Below are 18,933 nucleotides of genomic sequence, written 5' to 3'. Positions count from 1 at the left end.
TTTCCTCTTACTAGAGGAAAGCTTTTTTTTAAACAAAATGTACAATTTCTCCCTTAATATCTGCCAGCAGCTTTTCACATGTTTTTACGAGTGATTCAGGAAAATATTCATCAGCTCCGTATTCAACGCCGTGTGGGTAATAGTGCTTGCCAAGGAGAGGAGTCAGCAATTCAATCATCGCATCTTCAGCACCCACGTCTCCTTTAACCGCAACACCAAAAATACGCAAGTAATAGACGCCTTCTTTTAATTCGAATTTTCGATCGTATGTAACACGTTCATAATCCCACTGGCCGGCAAGAACCATGTCATGCTCTTCCATAATATGCGTAAGCTGGTTTAAATCAATTTGTGTACCTTCTAGACCTGTGTTTTCAAATTTCATAAACGTACTCCTTCCTGCCTATATATCTTTTTTTCTTCTTTCATAATAGTCGATATTGCGCTTTCATGCAATGTGGTTGAGATGATCTAGTAAAACAAATTTCCAAGAAGTAAATAACAAGTTTTTTCAATCGTGGATACAGAATGATATACTGTTAAAAGAAAGAGACGGGGGATGTAAGGAGATGATCGTCTGCGAGCTGTTTTTAAGATTTTAATCATTTTTTTAATTTTAATGCTAATTGGTGTTTATACCGATAAAGCAATAGATGAAAAAAGCAATGAACCTCTTAAGCCGCCGCCTGTTAATATCGGCGAGGTTGAGCCGGAGCTGCCGGCAGAGGTGGAACCGGCTCCAGGCGAGGGAAGCGGGTCGATAATAGGAAAGTCAGCGGATCTGCTTGTAAAAGAATATGGAGAGCCAATTCGAAAAGATCCGTCAGCATACGGATATGAATGGTGGGTCTATAAGTCTTCAGGCCAGTATATGCTTGCAGGCATTGAAAGCGGCCATGTGGTAACAGTATTTGCTAAAGGGAATATCAATACAGCACCTTTTACGCTTGGGCGGTCTTCAAATGAAATTTTTAGTTCCCGGTATCCAGAAACAGAAATCGTCGTGCATGCTAATGACAGCTACTATCGCTTTGAACTATCGGAGGAAGAGCTGAATTTGAGGCCGCTTATTCCGATCGGCGATTTTTATGCACAGCTTTATATTGACCAGCAGACCGGAACATTGTCCAGTGTCCGCTTCATGACAGCTGATGTTCTGCTTAAAATGCGTCCGTATGAGCTGGTCTATGAAGGAACTTTACCGGAGGTTCCACTGCCGGAAATGTCTGAGTGGGTTCATATTGAACGAGGGAGCGAGGCACAGTTAGCGGATATAAGCAATCTAGTTCGTGAGCAGGCAGGTGTACCGCGGCTTTTATGGAAACCGGAAATCAGGGCGCTGGCAAGGGAGCATAGCAAAGATATGCTGGAAGCCGGTTTTTTTGATCATGAATCACCGGAGTTTGGAAATGTTAAAGAGCGTTTAACAGGAGCGGGCATCGCATTCCAGGCATCAAATGAACTGATCAGTGCCAACTATGTTGATGCACCTGCCGCTATAGAAGCATGGCTGAATTCTGCAGAAGAGCGGGAGATTCTGTTAGACAGGTCTTATAGTTCGTTTGGAACAGGGGCTTATCGTACTCATTTTACACAAATATTCACCGGAATGTAGCGAAGTATGATAAAATAAGCCGATGGAGGTGCCAGAAATGATTGCTACAACGATGGAACTCATAAATGTGGCTAATGCCGCGGATGAGCTTGGCGATATGATTCTTCAATCAGAACAAGCGAAGCGATATCAGGATTGTTACAATAAGCTTTATACGGTTGAATCCGTTAAATATAAAATTTTTGCTTTTAGCCGCCTGAAAGAAAAATATGAAGACGTCCAGCGATTTGGACGTTATCATCCAGATTATAAACAAATTATGATGGACACACGTACCGCTAAGCGTGAAATGGATATGGATGAACATGTTGCGGCTTTTCGGCGGGCCGAGACAGAGCTGCAGCAGCTTTTAGATGATATCAGTCTGCTTATTGCCCGTTCGGTATCCGAGCAGGTGAAAGTGCCGGGAGCAGGATCGGTTTTTACAAGCGGCTGCGGCAGCTGCGGCAGTGGCGGTTCATGCGGCTGTTCCGCTTAAAAATAAAAGGTGCGGAGGGTGAATTATGCTGACGGAACGACAAGCATTAATTGTCTGGCTTCATTCACTGAAGCCGGCCAAGTCATTGCGTAAATATGGGAATGTTCATTATGTATCGAAAAAAATGAAGTATGCAGTTTTATACTGCAATCATGCCGAAGCATCGGATTTGGCAGAGAAAATTGCTGCTTTTTCTTTTGTGAAAAAAGTCGACTTGTCTGAGAAGCCATTTTTAAAAGTGGATTATGAAAATTCCCGGCCGGATAAAGCGAAAGAATATGATTATAAAATAGGTGTGTGAAAAGGCTTGTCTTTTGACAAGCCTTTTTTTTGTTCTTAAGAGAGGGGAGGAAGATAGTTGTTAAGCCGCAAAATTCCGATTAAGTACTGGTAATAAAGTGTTTTGTCCGCAAATAGAGCTGAGGATTTCACTTCCATCTGAATAACGGGACGGCCGCTTAAAGCAGCAGCCTCTTGAAACAACCGAAACCGCTCGCTTTCTTTTTTGCGAGGGTTAGGGATCCCTTCCCGGCATATGTAAATCGGCTGAAAACCGCCTGTAGCGGTGGGCTGCAAAATAACGGCACACGAAGTAGCTTCTCCGGCGTGCAGAGCAATAAAATGAACGAGCCTTTCATTTGACCGTTCCGCAATATTGATAAGTTCATATAAATCTGAATACCCTTCCCCTAATTCAATAAATCGTTGAATCATCTTTTACCCTCCGTTTCTTCCACTTTTATTATACGCATTTATTCTGCTTCTTTTAACAAAAATCATCGTCAAGTTCACTTTTTTTTGATATGATGAATTTAAGCTATATTACCTAGTTAAGGAGGATTATTTGTGAAAAAAGTCCTTTTATTTTCTGTTGTGCTGCTTGTTCTTTCTGGAAGCTTAATTACTGTTCAATGGATTGGCTATGAAAAATTGTCCAGCGCTTCTGAAAAAGTTACAGCAGACCAAACACTTGAAATAGATGTGCAGGATGATGGATTTTCCGTAAAACAAACCCTTCATTCACTGCCGGAAAGAACAACATTAACGATGAAACTTCCTGCTGATGTGCAAAAGCTGTCCTGCTCCAGGGGAGATAAATGTGTAACAGCAAGCCAGTCTGGTACGATAACTGCTGCCGGCGGAGACTTCTACATCCAATACCGGATCCCGGCTTCGCTTTCTTCTCAATCTTTTTTATTAAATAACTGGCAGGCTTCATTTGAAGGGGTTGACATTGTCGAGACAAACCTTCAAATTACAGATCACACGAAAAAAGGAGGACAGTGGATTTCTTCTCTTGCACAAACAGCATCTAAAAGTCTCTCAATGATTGATTTTTATTCTTTTGAAGGAAAAATTGAAAACCCGCCCTTATTCTGGCAAAAAAGTCCGATGCCCCAAAGCAGGGCAGGCAGTATTACTGTTTTTGCGGAAAATCCCGTTGACATACCTGCAGACTCGGTTTCCGTGCTGTTTTCTGAAAAGGAAAGCGCTGCTCAAGTGATTGTGATTACCCAGGGTGTCAGGGCGCAGCAGCTTAATGGGCTGACATTCATTCAAAAGGAAAGCGACCTGGGATCGATACGCACAAAGATGATTAATGATTATTTGGCTCAGTATTTTGTTTTCCCCGAAGAAGAGCAGTGGATGATATCTCTGCTTGCTGCTGCTTTATATAATGAACAGCCGGAGGAAGAAAAAGCAGCAGGTATGAATAAAGAAATTATATCTATGTTAACAGAAGAAGAACAAAAAAAATGGAAAGCCGAGCTCTGGCAATTGAAAGGGCAAAAACTCAGCAGCCAGAAACTTGATGAAGCCCTGTCATCGGTAAAAGGCGAGCAAACCGACTATTTCGAAAAAAACAAAAGCATTCATTCACCGGCAGCCGCGCTCACTTTTTTTGACGGCCGTCCCGTAATGGTAGAAGAAGTGGAAGCTTCTTTTCATATAAAGAAAAAAGATAGCATGCTTTACATCCCGTTAAAAGAGGCAGCGAAAGCGCTCGGCTTTTCTGTAAAAGAAGAGTACGCCCAGGAATTGCTGATGAGGAAAGACTTTGAAACGTACCAATTTTATTTAAGCAGGAATCAAGTTCTTTTAAATAAACGCCCATATACTTTATATGAAACGGCTCTTCAAAAAATCGATGGTGCCATTTACATTGATAAAATCTGGTTTCAAAAAATTTTCCTTGTAGAAGTGCAGGAAACGAAGGAAGCAGTCCATTTGAAGTCTTACGGCTTATAGAAACCCTGTAAAACTGATGCAGGGTTTCTTTTTGGCGCTGTAGATTTCATTTAGTTGTTTATGATACCATAAATGAAGAAAAATGAATGGCAGGTTAAAAAATGAGAATTATTTCAGGCGGAAAAAAGGGGCTTCCCTTAAAAGCGGTGCCGGGCAGAGATACGCGCCCGACCACTGATAAAGTAAAAGAATCCATTTTTAATATGGTTGGTCCTTATTTTGAAGGCGGTCTCGGCCTCGATCTTTTTGCAGGTTCCGGAGGCCTGGGTATTGAAGCGCTCAGCCGGGGATTTGACCGAATCATATTCGTTGACCGGGACATGAAAGCGATTCAAACGGTAAAGGAAAATCTTCGTACGGCCGGATTGGAAGAAAGATCGGAAGTGTATCGAAATGAAGCGGATCGCGCTTTAAAAGCTATTGTAAAGCGGGGGCTGTCGTTTGATGGTATTTTTCTTGATCCGCCTTATAAAAAACAAAAGCTTGAATCCACGCTTCAATTTATAGCCCAGAATAAACTGCTGGCGAAAAACGGGTTTATTATGTGTGAACACGGGGAGGAAGTACATCTTCCAGAACAGATTGGCCCGTTTTTCTGCAAGCGAAGTGAAACATATGGAATCATCTCTGTTTCGATTTATAAGGAAGCAGACCATGGGGAGGAAGACTAATGGCAAGTATTGCAGTGTGCCCGGGCAGCTTTGATCCAATTACAAACGGACATCTGGATATCATTCAGCGTGGGGCAAAAGTGTTTGATAAAGTATATGTAGTGATATTAAGCAATTCGTCCAAAAAACCATTATTTTCAGCTGAAGAACGAGCGGAGTTAATCCGAAAGGTTACCTCTCACATCCCAAATGTCGAGGTGGATCATTACCAGGGCCTGCTTGTTGACTATGCGAAGCAAGTCAATGCAAAAGCTATTTTACGCGGGCTCCGCGCGGTGTCTGATTTCGAATATGAAATGCAGATTACGTCAATGAATCGCGTGCTGAACGATGAACTCGAAACATTTTTTATGATGACGAACAGCCAGTATTCTTTTCTTAGCTCAAGCATTGTAAAAGAAGTGGCGAAATATGGCGCGGATATTTCAGAGCTCGTCCCAAAAGAAGTCGAAGCTGCTTTAAGGAAAAAGCGCCTTTCCAATTCCTCTGTATGAAAAAGCCGGGAAAAAAGATCATATTCTTTTTTCCCGGCTTTTTGACCAGCGAAAAGCCAGCAGGATAGAAGCCATTCCAAGAAATAAAAGCGTAAATATCATGCCGTGCTCCGGTACAAAAGAAAGGCTCGCTGCCGGAAAAGAAAACGGGCGTGAGAGAAGCAGGGTCATTATAACGGCTGCATAAAAGCCGTGAAGGACCCGGGCAGCAAAAAACGGGCCGTAACGAATATCCGTGCTGCTAATAATGGCAGCTACCTGTGCGTGCACACTTAAACCGCTGAATCCAAGAATGGCACTAATTAAAAGAAGGCCTGTACTTGAAGCAATAGAAGGAGAAGCTGACAGCTGGGAGCCGGAGGTTAGTTCAAAAAAACCGGCAAATAAAGCTCGGGCGATTGGCATGCTTGTTTCCTGGGCAGGAAAAAATGAAAATAAAAAAGCGGCCGCGCCATACTCGTTTAACAGAGCAGTTAAAACAGAAAAAAAGAGAATAAACCCGCCAACCAGCATTAGTGTTTGCACAGATGACAGAACAGCGTCGGCAAACATTGTGCCAAACACGCGTCCATCCTTTTTTCTGGCTTCCTTAAAAGCATTTAAAGGCTCGATCTTTACTTTTTTTGCTTGTCCTTCCGGGCGTCCTCCATAAAAGCGCATCGTCAGTCCTACAAAAAATGCTCCGCTATAATGAGCGGCTGCCAGCAAAAAACCTGCTTCAGGATTTTTTAAAAATCCTGAGGCGACAGCACTTAAAATAAACAAAGGATTGGACGAGTGGGCCATTGCGGTCAGCCGTTCGGCCTCAATTCGTGTAATGGAGCGTTCCGCACGAAGCCGGGCTGCCATCCTCGCGCCCGATGGAAATCCGGAAGCAAGCGACAGCATCCAGGAAACGCCGGCAGGCCCGGGAATGCGAAAGAAAAATTGCATAGTTCCCCCCAGCAGAGAGCCAAAAAAAGCAATGACCCCGAGACCTGCCATTAATTCGGTCAAGATAAAAAAGGGAAGAAGAGAGGGAAAAACGGTTTTCCACCACATATCCATTCCGTACTTTGCTGCCTGCAAGCCGGTTTGAGGAGAAAAAAGAAGGGCAGCGGCGAAAAGTGTAACCAGGCAAGCAGCAGCGTAATTTTTCCACATAAAAAGCCTCCCGAGTGTAATATAAAGCGCAGCGGCTTAAAATTTTGTAAAATAAAAAGAGCCTGTACAAAAGGATATGTGGGGTGTTCAAGAATAGACTAGGGGAAACAAGTGATGTCGAATAGAAGACTGAACAGGCCGCGCCGTCTCAAAGAGATTTCTGCATGGAAGGACGAACAAATGTGAAGAATAAACAAACTGTGCTCCTGTATGCTGTGCTTTTTATTATCATTGCAGCCGCTTTTATACCGCTTCCTTATTATGTAACAAAACCCGGCGGAGCACATGAGCTTGACCCGATTGTGCATGTAGAGGGAGGAGACCAAAATGATACGAGTACACTGATGCTGACAACTATCCGGATGGGACCGGCCAACGTTTACTCATATGCATGGGCATATATGCGTGATTATGAAGAAATACTGCCAAAAGAAGAAGTACGTTATCCGCATGAATCGAATGATGAATACAACGTGAGGCAGTTTCATTTAATGGATACCTCTCAGCAAAATGCTATTACGGTGGCATTTGATGAAGCGGGAAAATCCTACGAATGGAAATATAACGGTATTTATGTGCTTGGTGTATTTCCTGGAATGCCTGCTGAAGGAATCGTTGAAGCAGGTGATCGAATTACGACTATTGACGGCCAAAAAATAAAATCGTCAAAAGAAATGACAAATTACGTACAATCAAAAAAACCAGGCGAAACAGTGACTATTGCCTTTATACGCAATAAAGAAAAAATGAAGAAAACCATTCAACTCGACGCTTTTGCTGAAGCGGGAGGCAAGTCTGGCCTTGGCATCAGCCTGGCAGATGACCGCACACTGCGAACCGATCCGGCTGTAAAGCTCGAAGCAGAAGACATTGGCGGTCCCTCCGCAGGTCTTATGTTCACTCTCGAAATTTACGACCGGCTGGTAGAAGAGGATATAGCAGCTGGTTTAAAGGTTGCCGGGACGGGTACTATTTCGTCAGATGGAACAGTGGGCCGGATTGGCGGCATTTCGCAAAAGGTTGTGGCAGCCGACCGGGCAGGAGCAGAGTTCTTTTTTGCCCCGAATGATCAGCTTCCGGCAGAAAGCGGCGGCCTCAAAACCAATTATGAAGAGGCTGTTCAGGCAGCCGCAGATATCGGCACAGATATGAAGGTCGTGCCGGTTAAAACCTTTTCAGATGCAGTTGATTATTTAAAACGTATTTCTGATTCAAAGTAAGATCGGCGGCGTTGAATATTCCTGCTTAAGAAGGGAGTGAGCATACTCTCCCGGCAGCCGGGGAGCGGATGCAAAAACTCGTGACGCTTTTAAATCCAGTGACAGAAGGCTGCTGCCGGAAGCTGTACGCGAAATCAGCGGCACCTGTATATCTTTTTTGACTGACCGGATATAAGCACGGCCGGCTTCTGTCATGCCAAGCAAGCGGATAAATGAAACATTTGCACCCTGCTCCATGCTTTCTTTATCGGTGTCTGTTAAAATGTGCGTCATCATTCGCTGCAGGCGGGTCCAGGTATACCGTTTTGTTTTTACCCGCTGCATAAATTCAGCAAATGAATCGCTTTGAAGAGCGGCTTTTATCAGCCGCGGCTCGATTCCTTCTTCTATTTCATAAATGGAAGCGAGCTGTCCGGGCTCAATGGTTAAAAGGCGGTAGCGCAGCAGCGGCCAATATAATTCCCATGAATGCAGAAATTGTTTTTTTAGTGCTGCAGCGCTTAAAGGGGGCACTGCATGATCAATTGAACCGCTTTTTTCAATCAACTGTTTTCGAATTGCTGTTGCACTCGCAATAGATCCTTTTGCTTCTGTATCATGGAAACCAGCCCCTTTTCTCAGGATAGTCAGAGGCGTCATAGGGGAGCCGAGCTCATTGTTTGCCTGAACGTAATGAAGGCCCAAAATGTTATTTGGTTTCGATAAGTCAAGCGGCAAAGGGTTCTTTTGAAAAATGGAATCTCTTGCTTTTGTCTGGGCGGATGGATAACTCACTCCTTCTTTCATAAAAGAGCGAACAAGCCTGGAAAACTCATTGTTTTGCTGCTTTAAGCGCTCTGCAGCATGAAGAAACGGAGCGATTTGCCCGTTTTCACTGCCAAAACAAAAAAATTGGCATTTTAAATAATTGAGAATATGAATAGCGCCTGTCGCAAAGGTCTCTGCTTTTTGAGTAGAAAAAGCATAAGGAAGTTCAACGACAATATCAACTCCATGCTGCAGGGCCATTTTAGTCCGGGTCCATTTATCTGTAACGGCCGGTTCTCCGCGCTGCAGAAAGGAGCCGCTCATAACAGCGACAATCACCTCTGCGTTTGACAATTGTTTCGTTTCATTTATATGGTAGAGGTGTCCGTTATGAAATGGGTTATATTCAACGACAATACCAGCAGCGTTCATTGAAAACGTCCTTTCCTCAAGAGAATGTACTTTTATTTTTAAAGATGGTGAATAAAAAGTCAAACCGACATTTCACTGTAAAGAAAATATATTGACATTCATCCTGGAGAGGGCTATAATTACTTTTGTTGCCTTGAGGTGATTAAATGAAATGGTCAATAATTCAACTGCAAAAATACCGCGACCGCGGGCTTGAAATTGATGAAACAGTTGACGTAACAGAGTTAACAACGCTCGATAATGACATACGCCGTATTTCACCTGTCCGGGTAACGGGACGGGCTGATATCCGTCATGATCAAATTGTTTTTCATGTAAAAGCAACGGGTGAAATGATTGTCCCTTGTTCACGGACACTTGTAGACGTGCCTTACGCCTTTGAGATTCCGCTCACTGAACGGTTTTTGTTAAAGCCGGAGGAAGGCGAATCTTACGAAGAGGAAGATGTCCATTTTCCAGAAGGAAACGTAATTAACTTGCGGCCGATTTTGGAAGAGGCGATTATCTTAGAGGTGCCGATGCAGATTTTCAGTGAAGAAGCGGATCAGCATGTTGTTCACTCTGGAAAAGATTGGGCGTTTTTTGAAGAGGAAGATGAACTTCCAGAAAAGGAAAAGCCGGCTGTTGATCCGAGACTGGCCGGGCTCCAAAACTTCTTTTCGTCCGATGATGAGTAATTGAGAAGTACAGCTATTCTGGCTTCATATAGTTTTTATTCCGTTAAGGAGGTGTATATCACATGGCAGTACCTTTTAGAAGAACTTCTACTACACGCAAAAACAAACGCCGTACGCACTTCAAACTTCAAGTGCCTGGTATGGTAGCTTGCCCGAACTGCGGTGAAATGAAACTTGCGCACCGTGTGTGCAAAGAGTGCGGAACATATAAAGGCAAAGAAGTCGTTAGCAAATAAGACTTTTTCATCTTTCGAAAAAAGTGGAGAGACCATGGCTCTTCACTTTTTTTGTGTTTTTTTATTAATCTTTATAAGGGGAATCAAGAAAGCCAGCTTACCTTTAAGCAAGAACATCAGGGTATAAAGAATCAGGTATGATCCCTGGCTCACCTTGGTCTTTTGATAAAAAACAAGATTCGTTGAATTACTTCTGTTCAGGTGTTTTTGGTATATAATAAAATGAATTAAAAAGCAGAGGCCGGGAGAATGGCTTATAACATAGGAGCAGAATATGAATATTCATATAATTGGAGGCGGAGCAATCGGGTTGTTTTTTGCTTCGCAGTGGTGCAGCGGCCACAAAGTGACTGTCCAAACACGAACAAAGGAACAGGGGGAACGGATTGAAAAGGAAGGGATCCGGGTTATAGAAAATGGCCGTGAAGCGGTTTATATGGTCAAGGCAGCTTCGTCTGCTCCGGCAGAAACAGAACTGGCCGTCATAGCTGTGAAACAATATCATTTAGACGGAGTCCTGCAGAACCTTCCCAATGCGCCGTCACTTTTATTTGTTCAAAATGGTTTAAGCCATTTTGAACAAATGCAGCGTCTTGTTCATTCGAATGTTTATGCTGCTTCTGTTACTCATGGAATCTCCAGGGTAGATGGACGGTCAATTGAAGTGAATGGGCGCAACACAACAAAGGTGGCTTCTATAATAGGGGGAAGCGATAAGATTGGCAGCGTGCTGGAAACAGTGAACTTTTCTTTTCACTGGGAAATGGATGCGTATAAAATGCTGGTCGATAAAATGGCGGCGAACACTGTTATCAACCCGCTCACTGCGCTTCTTAACGTAAAAAATGGAGAACTTGTAGAAAACCCTGCTTACCGTGCGGCTGTTAAAACACTTTGCGAAGAGTTTGTGTCTGTTTTTCCATATTATTCAAAAGAAGAGGCTGCTGAGTCTGTTCTGGCAGTCTGCCGCAGGACAGCATCCAATGAATCGTCAATGTTAGGTGATGTAAAAGCAGGACGGATCACTGAATTGGATGCAATTGTAGGAGCGCTGTTAAATGAGGCGGCCCGGAAGAATATACAAACCTCCGCTTTTACGATTTTATACAGCCTTGTAAAAGGCAAAGCAGGCGGCTGAAGCCGGCTTTTTAAAAAAAATGCTTGGCAGCAGGCACATTATTTCCTCTTTTAATCCAACAGGTGGTATACTCGAACAAGAAAATTTGTCCGAAAGAAAGGAAGTACGTGTATGGAACAAGAACGCATTTCTGTTCCCGCTTTAAACCCGTTCGCAAATGAATATATTAACGGTTCACCTCGTACCGAAGTCTTTTTTGACTATAATCCATTCTTGCAGCAGTCTTTTGAACAACGTGCTGAAGAAGTGCGGACGCGGATATTTAAACGAGAAGAATTGGCAGATGTAATCCAAAACTATATGTCTCCCCACCATCTTACAGAAGAGGTGGAGCAGTCGCTTCAAAAGCTGAAAAACCCCTTGTCCGTAGCAGTCATAGGCGGCCAGCAGGCGGGACTTTTAACAGGTCCCCTGTATTCTATACATAAAATTATTTCTATTCTGCATTTAGCGAAAGAGCAGGAAGAAAAGCTTGGTATTCCAGTGGTGCCTATTTTTTGGATTGCCGGGGAGGACCATGATTTATTAGAAATTAACCATGTTTTTGTTGAAAAAAATGAACGTATGCAAAAAATGGGCTACCCCGAGCGTTTTATAAAAAAACAGCCGGCATCAAGCACGGTTTACGATAAAAAGGTAATGTGGGAATGGATCACATCTGTTTTTGCCTGTTTGAAAGAAACGCAGTATACCAACCAGCTGCTTGACGATTTAAAAGCGGCTGTAAAAGAAAGCGATACGTTTACAGAATTTTTTGCATATTTAACCGGTTCTTTTTTTGCCAGGCACGGCCTGCTGCTGGTCGATGCGGCCGATCCTGCCCTGAGAAAACTTGAATCCTCTTTTTTCAAGCGTTTGATTTTGGAAAGTGAACCGTTAGCAGAAGCGGTTAAAAATACACAGGAAAAGATAGAGAAGATGGGCTTTACTCCTGCCATTGAGACAGGCGTGCAGCCTGCAAACTTATTTTTAATAGAAAAAGGGGAACGCTATTTACTGGAAAGGGAAAATGGGCTTTTTGTCAGCAAAAGCGGCCGCAAATATACAGAAGCGGACCTGCTTCAGCTTCTTGAAGAGTCGCCTGAATCATTCAGCAATAATGTGGTGACACGTCCGCTTATGCAGGAATGGCTGTTTCCAACACTTTCCTTTATTGCGGGACCGGGAGAAATTGCGTATTGGGCTGAACTAAAAGGCGCTTTTGAACATTTTGAGATGAATATGCCGCCGGTCGTTCCGCGCTTAAATATAACAATTGTCGACCGGGGTACGGCAAGCACTCTTTTAGAAACTGGCATATCTGTTGAAACGGCTGTTCAAAGCGGCGTGGGACAGGAAAAAAACGCTTATATCGAATCCGTTCGAGATCATCACCTGCATGATCTGGTCGAACAGACAAAGCAGCAGCTGCTGGCCGGCTATAAGAAAATCGAAGTGCGGGCGGAGGAGCTCCATAAAGGACTTATGCCAATTGTTGAGAAAAACAAGGCATATCATGAACGGCAAATCGATATTCTCCTTCAAAAAAGCGAAGCTGTTTTAAAGCAGACGCACGAAGCGGCACTGCGCCGGTTTAACCTGGCAGAAATGCGGCTGCGGCCGGATGGGCTGCAGGAAAGAGTATGGAACTTATATCCTTTCTTAAATTCGTACGGGCCATCTTTCGTTGATGAATTACTCGGCCAGTCGTATAAGCATGATGGAAGCCACTATGTTATATATATTTAAATGAAAAGTCTGCCTTTTGGGCAGGCTTTTTTTTGTAAGAAAAAAAGGACTGTCAGCCTGTCATGAAATTGGTGGTGCAAAGTGGGGGGATGTGGTAAAGTTAGTGTAGAAAGTGGGGAAGCACAATGTTTATGGGGGAATACCGTCATTCAATCGATGAAAAAGGCAGATTGATTATTCCTGCGAAATTCCGTGGTGATTCCGATAAAACATTTATTGTAACGCGCGGACTTGACGAGTGCTTATTTGCATACCCGCTTGATGAATGGAAAGAGATAGAACGCAAATTATCCACTTTACCGTTAACTAAAAAAGATGCCCGGGCGTTTACCCGCTTTTTTTTCTCAGGAGCAAATGACTGTAAGCTCGACAGGCAGGGAAGAATAAATATTCCCGAGCCGCTGCTGCACTACGCATCGCTCCGTAAAGAATGTGTAATTGTCGGGGTTTCTAATCGGATGGAGATTTGGAATGCCCAAAAATGGGACGAGTATCTGGAAATGTCGGCTGACTCATTTGCAGACATTGCAGAAAGTTTAACTGATTTTGATTTATAACGTTGATTGGACTGATAAGAAGATGGAATTTAATCATACGACCGTTCTGCTTCATGAAACGGTTGACGGGCTGAACATTCGCCCTGACGGGATTTATGTTGATTGTACACTTGGAGGAGCAGGCCACAGTGAATATTTGCTTTCACAGCTTGGGCCTCATGGGAAATTATACGCATTCGACCAGGATGAAACAGCGATTACCCATGCCAAAAAAAGGCTTGAATTATTTGCTGATCGCGTTGAATTTATAAAAAGCAATTTTGAACATTTAAAATTAGAACTTCATAAGCGAGGCGTTAAAGAAGTTGATGGCATTTTATACGATTTAGGCGTTTCATCGCCGCAGCTTGATACACCTGAGCGCGGATTCAGCTATCATCACGATGCGCCGCTTGATATGCGAATGGATAAGCATGCTTCGCTGTCAGCGTATCACGTGGTGAATGAATGGCCCTTTGAACAGCTTGTCCGGATTTTCTTTAAATACGGAGAGGAAAAGTTTTCTAAGCAGATTGCCCGCAGAATTGAAACGGCACGTGAAAAGCAGCCAATTGAAACGACGGGTCAGCTGACGGAACTCATAAAAGATGCCATTCCAGCCCCAGCGAGAAGGAAAGGCGGCCATCCGGCTAAGCGGATTTTTCAAGCGATCCGGATTGCTGTGAATGATGAACTCGGTGTATTTGAACGATCGCTTCATGATGCCATTGATTTACTGGGAGTTAACGGCCGTATTAGTGTTATTACGTTTCATTCACTTGAAGACCGTATTTGCAAAACTGTTTTTAAAGAAGCATCTTCTGGCCCGCAGCTGCCGCCTGGTTTGCCAGTGATTCCTGAAGAATATGAGCCTGTTTTAAAGCTGGTTACAAGAAAACCGATTATGCCTACAGACCAAGAGTTGGAAAAAAACAACCGGGCTCGGTCTGCCAAGCTGCGTATTGCCGAAAAAAAGAAAAAAACGTTTAGGGGGGATCCAAGTGAATAATACAGCCCAAAAGCCAGTTGTCGACCAGCCAAGAACCGCTCCCGCCAAACCGAGAAAGGTAATCAAGCAATTTTTCACACCAGGAGAAAAGGTGTTGTTTCTTGTCTTTGTACTTACTGTTTGCTTTATGTGTGCCAAGCTTATATCAACACAGGCGGCTATTTACGAAACGAACAAGCAAATTCAAGATATGAATGCTAAAATTCAAGAGCAGGAAAAAGTGAATCATGACCTTGAAGTGCAAATTAGTGAAGAAAGCACATATGAAAAAATTTGGGAACGCGCCAAGGCAAGGGGACTGGACTTGAGTGAACAAAATATTAAGGTTGTTGAACCCAAATGATAGAAAATAGAAATAATCGTAAAATAGGAGCTGCGATCCTTTACATAGGGTTCGCCCTCCTCTTTTTTATCTTGTTTTCGCGAGTTTTTTATATTCAGGCAACAGGAAAAGCAGATGGACATGAGTTGAAGAATGAAGCTCTTGAAAAATATATGCGCACAGATGTACTTGAAGCGAGCAGAGGAAAAATCTACGATACAAATGGCCAGGTAATTGCAGAAGATACAACTTCTTTCACCATCGCCGCTATTTTAGATGATTCTGTTACAACAAATCCAGAGTCTCCGAATCATGTAGTTGATCCTGAGAAAACGGCAAAAGTGCTGGCTAAATATATTGACATGAGTGAAGAAGATATACTGGCAAGGCTCAAAAAGGACGGTGCGTTTCAGGTAGAATTCGGAAGCGCGGGGCGCGGATTATCAAATAGCGTAAAACGGCAAATTGAAGAAGAAAATCTGCCCGGTCTTACGTTTATCCGCCAGGCGAAGCGATTTTATCCTAATGGAACATTTGCTTCGCATTTAATAGGCTTTGCACAGCAGATAGAAAAGCAAGATGAAAGCGGCAATGTCACGGTAGAAACGGAAGGGCAGATGGGCATTGAAAAGTCGTATGAGAAATATTTAAAAGGAAAAAACGGAAAGATACGCTATACAAGTGATTTATGGGGCTATCTGCTTCCGGAGAAACAGGAAATGGTTACAGAGCCGGAAGATGGAGACCATATTTATTTAACTCTTGACTCTAAAATTCAAACGTTTCTGGAAGATGCCCTGAATGAAGTCGAGACCCAATATGATCCGGAAAAAGCATTCGCAATCGTAGCGGAAGCGAAAACGGGAAAAATTTTGGCTATGAGCCAGCGGCCGACATTTCACCCCGGCACTCGTGAAGGTCTTGATGTAAACTGGATGAATGACCTGGTTGAATATTCATATGAACCCGGTTCTACTATGAAAATTTTTACTTTGGCCGCAGCCATCGAAGAAGGCGTGTTTCATCCGGACGCTACCTATGAGTCCGGCACATACAGTGTGGGGCCAAACCGTATTCGTGATCATAACGGAGGAGCCGGCTGGGGAAAAATCACGTATGAAGAAGGGATCCAGCGTTCTTCAAATGTAGCGATTGCCAATATGCTCGAGCAAATAACCCCGGGTGTGTTCAGGCAGTATCTCGAAGACTTCCATTTTGGCCAAAAAACAGGAATTGAACTGCCAAATGAGGCACCTGGAAGCATTTTGTTTAATTATCCGCTTGAGCAGGTAACAACCGCATTCGGACAGGGTTCTACCGTTAATGCCCTGCAAATGGTTCAGGCGGCAACAGCTGTTGCAAATGGCGGAAAAATGATGAAGCCGTATATTATCGAAAAGATTGTTGATGACACGACCGGGAAAACGCTTGTGAATACAGAGCCAGAAGTAGTCGGTGAGCCAATTTCCAAAGAAACGGCCGGGAAAACCCTGGATGTGCTTGAAACAGTCGTTACAGCGGAGCATGGTACCGGAAAACCCTATCATATTGAAGGATACGACATAGCCGGAAAAACAGGAACAGCACAGCTGGTCGGGGAAAACGGCCAGTATTTAACAGGCACTAACAATTACCTGTTTTCATTTCTTGGCATGGCACCGAAAGATGATCCAGAGCTGATTGTGTATGTGGCGGTCGCTAAGCCGAAGCTTGACAATGAATCCGGATCAGTACCTGTGTCGAAAGTATTTAATCCTGTGATGCGCAACAGCCTCCAGTATTTAAATATCCAGCCGGAAGAAACAATTGTCTCTCAAACTGTTAAAATAAAAGACTTTACTGGCAGGAAAACAGCTGAAGCGCGTAAAGACTATGAAGGATCGGGACTTGATCCAGTGATTATTGGCACCGGCAGTGAAATTACCAAACAAGTACCGGCAGCCGGTGAAAAGCTTCTTCAAGGTGAAAAAGCGGTGCTCCTGACATCGGGCGAATGGACAATGCCGGATCTGAGCGGGTGGGCAATCCGCGACGTTATGAAGATAGCACAAGGAGCCGGTCTCAAGGTAAGCTATTCAGGTTCTGGCTATGTTGTCTCACAAAATATACAAGCAGGTAAAACAATACAAGAAGGCCAAAAATTAATTATTAAGCTTGAAGAGCCGGGAAGTGCTGAAGAAGCAAATCAAAACGCAAACGCTGAATCGGACCAGTCCCGATAAAAAAAGCTGCCTCACTAAGTGCCGCGCACTTTATGTTTGAGGCAGCTTTTTTGTCAACTTTTTTTTCATGCTGCATATGATCATGAAGAAAAGGGGGATGTGCGATGCGGGTTCGAATGTTTTGGATACTTGTTTTCTCTTTTATCGCTTTTTCAGCCCTGATTATCCGAACAGGCTATATTCAATTGCTTAATGGGGGTGAATTGACGGACAAAGCAGAAGAACTCTGGGGAAGAAGCATTCCCGCCGAACCTGAACGCGGACTTATTCTTGATCGTACTGGCAAGGTTCTCGTTGGCAATAAAAATGCTCCGACTGTTTATGTAATTCCAGCTCAAATTGATGATCCAGAGCAGACTGCTGAAAAATTAGCGGCGGTTCTTGGTGAAAAAGAATCCGTTTTATATGAACGAATGACAAAACGCTCGTCTATTGAACGGCTTTCTTCAAAAGGAAGACACTTATCAGCCGAAACAGCCAGGGCTGTAGCGGATCTTCAGTTAAAGGGGGTCTGGCTCGGCGAAGACTCAATCCGTGATTACACGTTAAAAGACCGGCTCGCCCACATTATCGGATTTACAGGCGCGGATAATCAAGGGCTTGCCGGTATTGAAGCGTATTATGACCAGAAGCTTTCTGGAAAACCAGGTTCTATCCAGATGTATACAGATGCCAAAGGAAATCAAATGCCCGGCCTGGCTAATGATTATAAAGCACCGGTGAACGGAATGGATTTACAATTGACCATTGATGCGGACATTCAGGCAGTAATGGAAAGAGAACTGGACCAGGCTGAAAAAACGTACAAGCCAGATGGAGCGATGAGCATTGCAATGGACCCCAATACAGGTGCTATTTTGGCAATGTCTTCCCGTCCTTCCTATGACCCTGCCCGCTTCAGTGAATATGATCCTGACATATATAATCGGAATTTGCCGGTTTGGAGCACCTTTGAGCCAGGCTCTACGTTCAAGATTATTACACTGGCAGCAGCTCTGGAGGAAAAAGAGGTTGATCTTGACCGTGAACACTTCTCGGACCCTGGCTATGTAGAAGTTGATGGTGCCCGCCTGCGGTGCTGGAAACGGGAAGGACACGGACACCAAACGTTTCTTGAAGTGGTGGAAAACTCATGCAATCCGGGTTTTGTTGAACTCGGCTCACGTCTGGGTGAGAAAAGGCTTTTCAGTTATATTCGCAAGTTTGGATTTGGTGAAAAAACAGGGATTGATTTGTATGGAGAGGGGACCGGTATTTTATTTACAGAAGAATCAGCAGGCCCGGTAGAAGCGGCAACAGCTGCTTTTGGACAAGGGGTAGCTGTCACCCCTATTCAGCAGGTAACCGCTGTGTCAGCTGCGATTAATGGCGGAATTCTGTATAAACCGCATGTGGCGGAAAGCTGGGTAAATCCAGTAACGGGAAAAGTAGAGTCCATTCAAAAGCCAAAAAAAGTGCGCCGTGTTATATCGGAGGAAACGTCAAAAGAGGTAAGACGCGCTCTTGAAAGTGTGGTAGCAAAAGGCACGGGAAGAAACGCCTTTGTAGATGGGTATCGAATTGGCGGGAAAACAGGAACAGCCCAAAAAGCAAAAGACGGGCGCTATTTGGAGAATAATCATATTGTTTCATTTATCGGGATGGCTCCTGCAAATGACCCTAAAGTGGTGATTTATACAGCCATTGATAATCCCAAAGGTACTGTTCAATTTGGCGGAACAGTGGCTGCGCCTATTGTAGGGAAAATGATGGAGGATATTCTGCCGCTGTTACATGTAAAAAAACAGGAGAACCAGCTTGAAAAAGAAAAAGCGTGGAATGATCCAGACCTTATCAGCGTGCCGAATTTAATAGGGTTAACAAAGGAAAAACTAAAAGAGCAGCTGGTGAACGTTAATATTGTTACCGAGGGAAGAGGCAAGGTAGTGATTTCACAATCTCCAAAACAAGGCGTGAAAGTAGAAAGAGGAAGCAAAGTACGTGTATTTCTAAAATAAATTTATTTAATGCCGCCA

The 18,933-nt window shown here is 43.7% G+C and carries 20 protein-coding genes; 16 read left to right on the top strand and 4 right to left on the bottom strand.

Translation table 11 applies throughout. The features are described 5' to 3' along the window. Positions 1–28: 28 nt before the first annotated feature. The gene (locus tag VP98_RS09575; RefSeq protein ID WP_046175153.1) at positions 29–385 is read right to left on the bottom strand and encodes a YugN family protein; all 357 of its coding nucleotides are present in this window, start codon (positions 383–385) and stop codon (positions 29–31) included. Positions 386–619: 234 nt separating this feature from the next. Between VP98_RS09575 and VP98_RS09570 the strand changes: the two genes are divergently transcribed. Genes VP98_RS09570 through VP98_RS09560 form a run of 3 tightly spaced genes read left to right on the top strand, consistent with a single transcriptional unit; the run spans position 620 to position 2,394 of the window. Continuing rightward, positions 620–1,615, top strand: coding sequence for a CAP domain-containing protein (locus VP98_RS09570; RefSeq protein ID WP_046175152.1), 996 nt, complete (start codon positions 620–622; stop codon positions 1,613–1,615). Positions 1,616–1,652: 37 nt separating this feature from the next. Next, positions 1,653–2,093 carry a YlbF family regulator gene (locus VP98_RS09565; RefSeq protein WP_046175151.1) on the top strand — a complete coding sequence of 147 codons (441 nt, stop codon included), beginning with the start codon at positions 1,653–1,655 and terminating at the stop codon, positions 2,091–2,093. Positions 2,094–2,118: 25 nt separating this feature from the next. After that, positions 2,119–2,394: a YlbG family protein gene (locus VP98_RS09560; RefSeq protein WP_046175150.1), complete on the top strand. Its 276-nt coding sequence runs from the start codon at positions 2,119–2,121 to the stop codon at positions 2,392–2,394. 35 nt (positions 2,395–2,429) lie between these two features. Here VP98_RS09560 and VP98_RS09555 read toward each other — a convergent pair whose 3' ends face one another. Further along, positions 2,430–2,807, bottom strand: coding sequence for a DUF7147 family protein (locus VP98_RS09555; RefSeq protein WP_046175149.1), 378 nt, complete (start codon positions 2,805–2,807; stop codon positions 2,430–2,432). A gap of 132 nt (positions 2,808–2,939) precedes the next feature. Here VP98_RS09555 and VP98_RS09550 point away from each other — a divergent pair, with 132 nt between their 5' ends. From VP98_RS09550 to coaD, 3 genes are all read left to right on the top strand, one after another. Further along, positions 2,940–4,343 carry a stalk domain-containing protein gene (locus VP98_RS09550; protein ID WP_046175148.1) on the top strand — a complete coding sequence of 468 codons (1,404 nt, stop codon included), beginning with the start codon at positions 2,940–2,942 and terminating at the stop codon, positions 4,341–4,343. 101 nt (positions 4,344–4,444) lie between these two features. Further along, on the top strand, positions 4,445–5,014 hold the full coding sequence (gene rsmD, locus VP98_RS09545; protein ID WP_046175147.1) for a 16S rRNA (guanine(966)-N(2))-methyltransferase RsmD: 570 nt from the start codon (positions 4,445–4,447) through the stop codon (positions 5,012–5,014). Beyond that, positions 5,014–5,508: a pantetheine-phosphate adenylyltransferase gene (gene coaD / locus VP98_RS09540; protein ID WP_046175146.1), complete on the top strand. Its 495-nt coding sequence runs from the start codon at positions 5,014–5,016 to the stop codon at positions 5,506–5,508. Before rsmD ends, coaD begins: the two co-directional genes overlap by 1 nt. An 18-nt stretch (positions 5,509–5,526) precedes the next feature. Here the strand turns inward: coaD and ylbJ are convergent, their stop codons facing one another. Next, complete coding sequence (ylbJ, locus tag VP98_RS09535; RefSeq protein WP_046175145.1) at positions 5,527–6,651, bottom strand: sporulation integral membrane protein YlbJ; 1,125 nt, start codon at positions 6,649–6,651, stop codon at positions 5,527–5,529. A 182-nt stretch (positions 6,652–6,833) separates the two neighbouring features. On the opposite strand from ylbJ, the gene VP98_RS09530 reads away from it, so the two are divergent. Further along, positions 6,834–7,871, top strand: a complete 1,038-nt coding sequence (locus tag VP98_RS09530) for a SepM family pheromone-processing serine protease (RefSeq protein ID WP_407919213.1) — start codon at positions 6,834–6,836, stop codon at positions 7,869–7,871. On the opposite strand, the gene VP98_RS09525 is transcribed toward VP98_RS09530, so the two are convergent. Then, complete coding sequence (locus tag VP98_RS09525; RefSeq protein WP_046175143.1) at positions 7,863–9,050, bottom strand: nucleotidyltransferase; 1,188 nt, start codon at positions 9,048–9,050, stop codon at positions 7,863–7,865. The genes VP98_RS09530 and VP98_RS09525 overlap by 9 nt on opposite strands. Before the next feature lie 146 nt (positions 9,051–9,196). Between VP98_RS09525 and VP98_RS09520 the strand changes: the two genes are divergently transcribed. From VP98_RS09520 to VP98_RS09480, 9 genes are all read left to right on the top strand, one after another. Next, positions 9,197–9,727: a YceD family protein gene (locus VP98_RS09520; RefSeq protein ID WP_046175142.1), complete on the top strand. Its 531-nt coding sequence runs from the start codon at positions 9,197–9,199 to the stop codon at positions 9,725–9,727. A gap of 62 nt (positions 9,728–9,789) precedes the next feature. Continuing rightward, positions 9,790–9,963: a 50S ribosomal protein L32 gene (rpmF, locus tag VP98_RS09515; protein ID WP_046175141.1), complete on the top strand. Its 174-nt coding sequence runs from the start codon at positions 9,790–9,792 to the stop codon at positions 9,961–9,963. Positions 9,964–10,237: 274 nt separating this feature from the next. Beyond that, positions 10,238–11,101 (top strand): 2-dehydropantoate 2-reductase, encoded by an 864-nt coding sequence (locus VP98_RS09510; RefSeq protein WP_046175140.1) that lies wholly within the window; start codon positions 10,238–10,240, stop codon positions 11,099–11,101. A gap of 111 nt (positions 11,102–11,212) precedes the next feature. After that, positions 11,213–12,829 (top strand): bacillithiol biosynthesis cysteine-adding enzyme BshC, encoded by a 1,617-nt coding sequence (bshC, locus tag VP98_RS09505; protein ID WP_046175139.1) that lies wholly within the window; start codon positions 11,213–11,215, stop codon positions 12,827–12,829. A gap of 125 nt (positions 12,830–12,954) precedes the next feature. Continuing rightward, positions 12,955–13,386, top strand: a complete 432-nt coding sequence (mraZ, locus tag VP98_RS09500; RefSeq protein ID WP_046175138.1) for a division/cell wall cluster transcriptional repressor MraZ — start codon at positions 12,955–12,957, stop codon at positions 13,384–13,386. 22 nt (positions 13,387–13,408) lie between these two features. Continuing rightward, positions 13,409–14,374 (top strand): 16S rRNA (cytosine(1402)-N(4))-methyltransferase RsmH, encoded by a 966-nt coding sequence (gene rsmH / locus VP98_RS09495; RefSeq protein ID WP_046175476.1) that lies wholly within the window; start codon positions 13,409–13,411, stop codon positions 14,372–14,374. Further along, positions 14,367–14,717 carry a cell division protein FtsL gene (gene ftsL, locus VP98_RS09490; protein WP_046175137.1) on the top strand — a complete coding sequence of 117 codons (351 nt, stop codon included), beginning with the start codon at positions 14,367–14,369 and terminating at the stop codon, positions 14,715–14,717. Before rsmH ends, ftsL begins: the two co-directional genes overlap by 8 nt. Continuing rightward, positions 14,714–16,918 (top strand): penicillin-binding protein, encoded by a 2,205-nt coding sequence (locus VP98_RS09485; RefSeq protein WP_046175136.1) that lies wholly within the window; start codon positions 14,714–14,716, stop codon positions 16,916–16,918. The genes ftsL and VP98_RS09485 overlap by 4 nt, the downstream gene beginning before the upstream one ends. Positions 16,919–17,022: 104 nt before the next feature. Next, positions 17,023–18,915 (top strand): stage V sporulation protein D, encoded by a 1,893-nt coding sequence (locus VP98_RS09480; RefSeq protein ID WP_046175135.1) that lies wholly within the window; start codon positions 17,023–17,025, stop codon positions 18,913–18,915. Positions 18,916–18,933 lie beyond the last annotated feature (18 nt).

Origin of the sequence: Domibacillus indicus (assembly GCF_000970685.1) — a bacterium.
Lineage (GTDB): Bacteria > Bacillota > Bacilli > Bacillales > Domibacillaceae > Domibacillus > Domibacillus indicus.
Note: the sequence above shows the minus strand (reverse complement) of the source record. Positions and strands in the feature narration are given on the sequence as shown.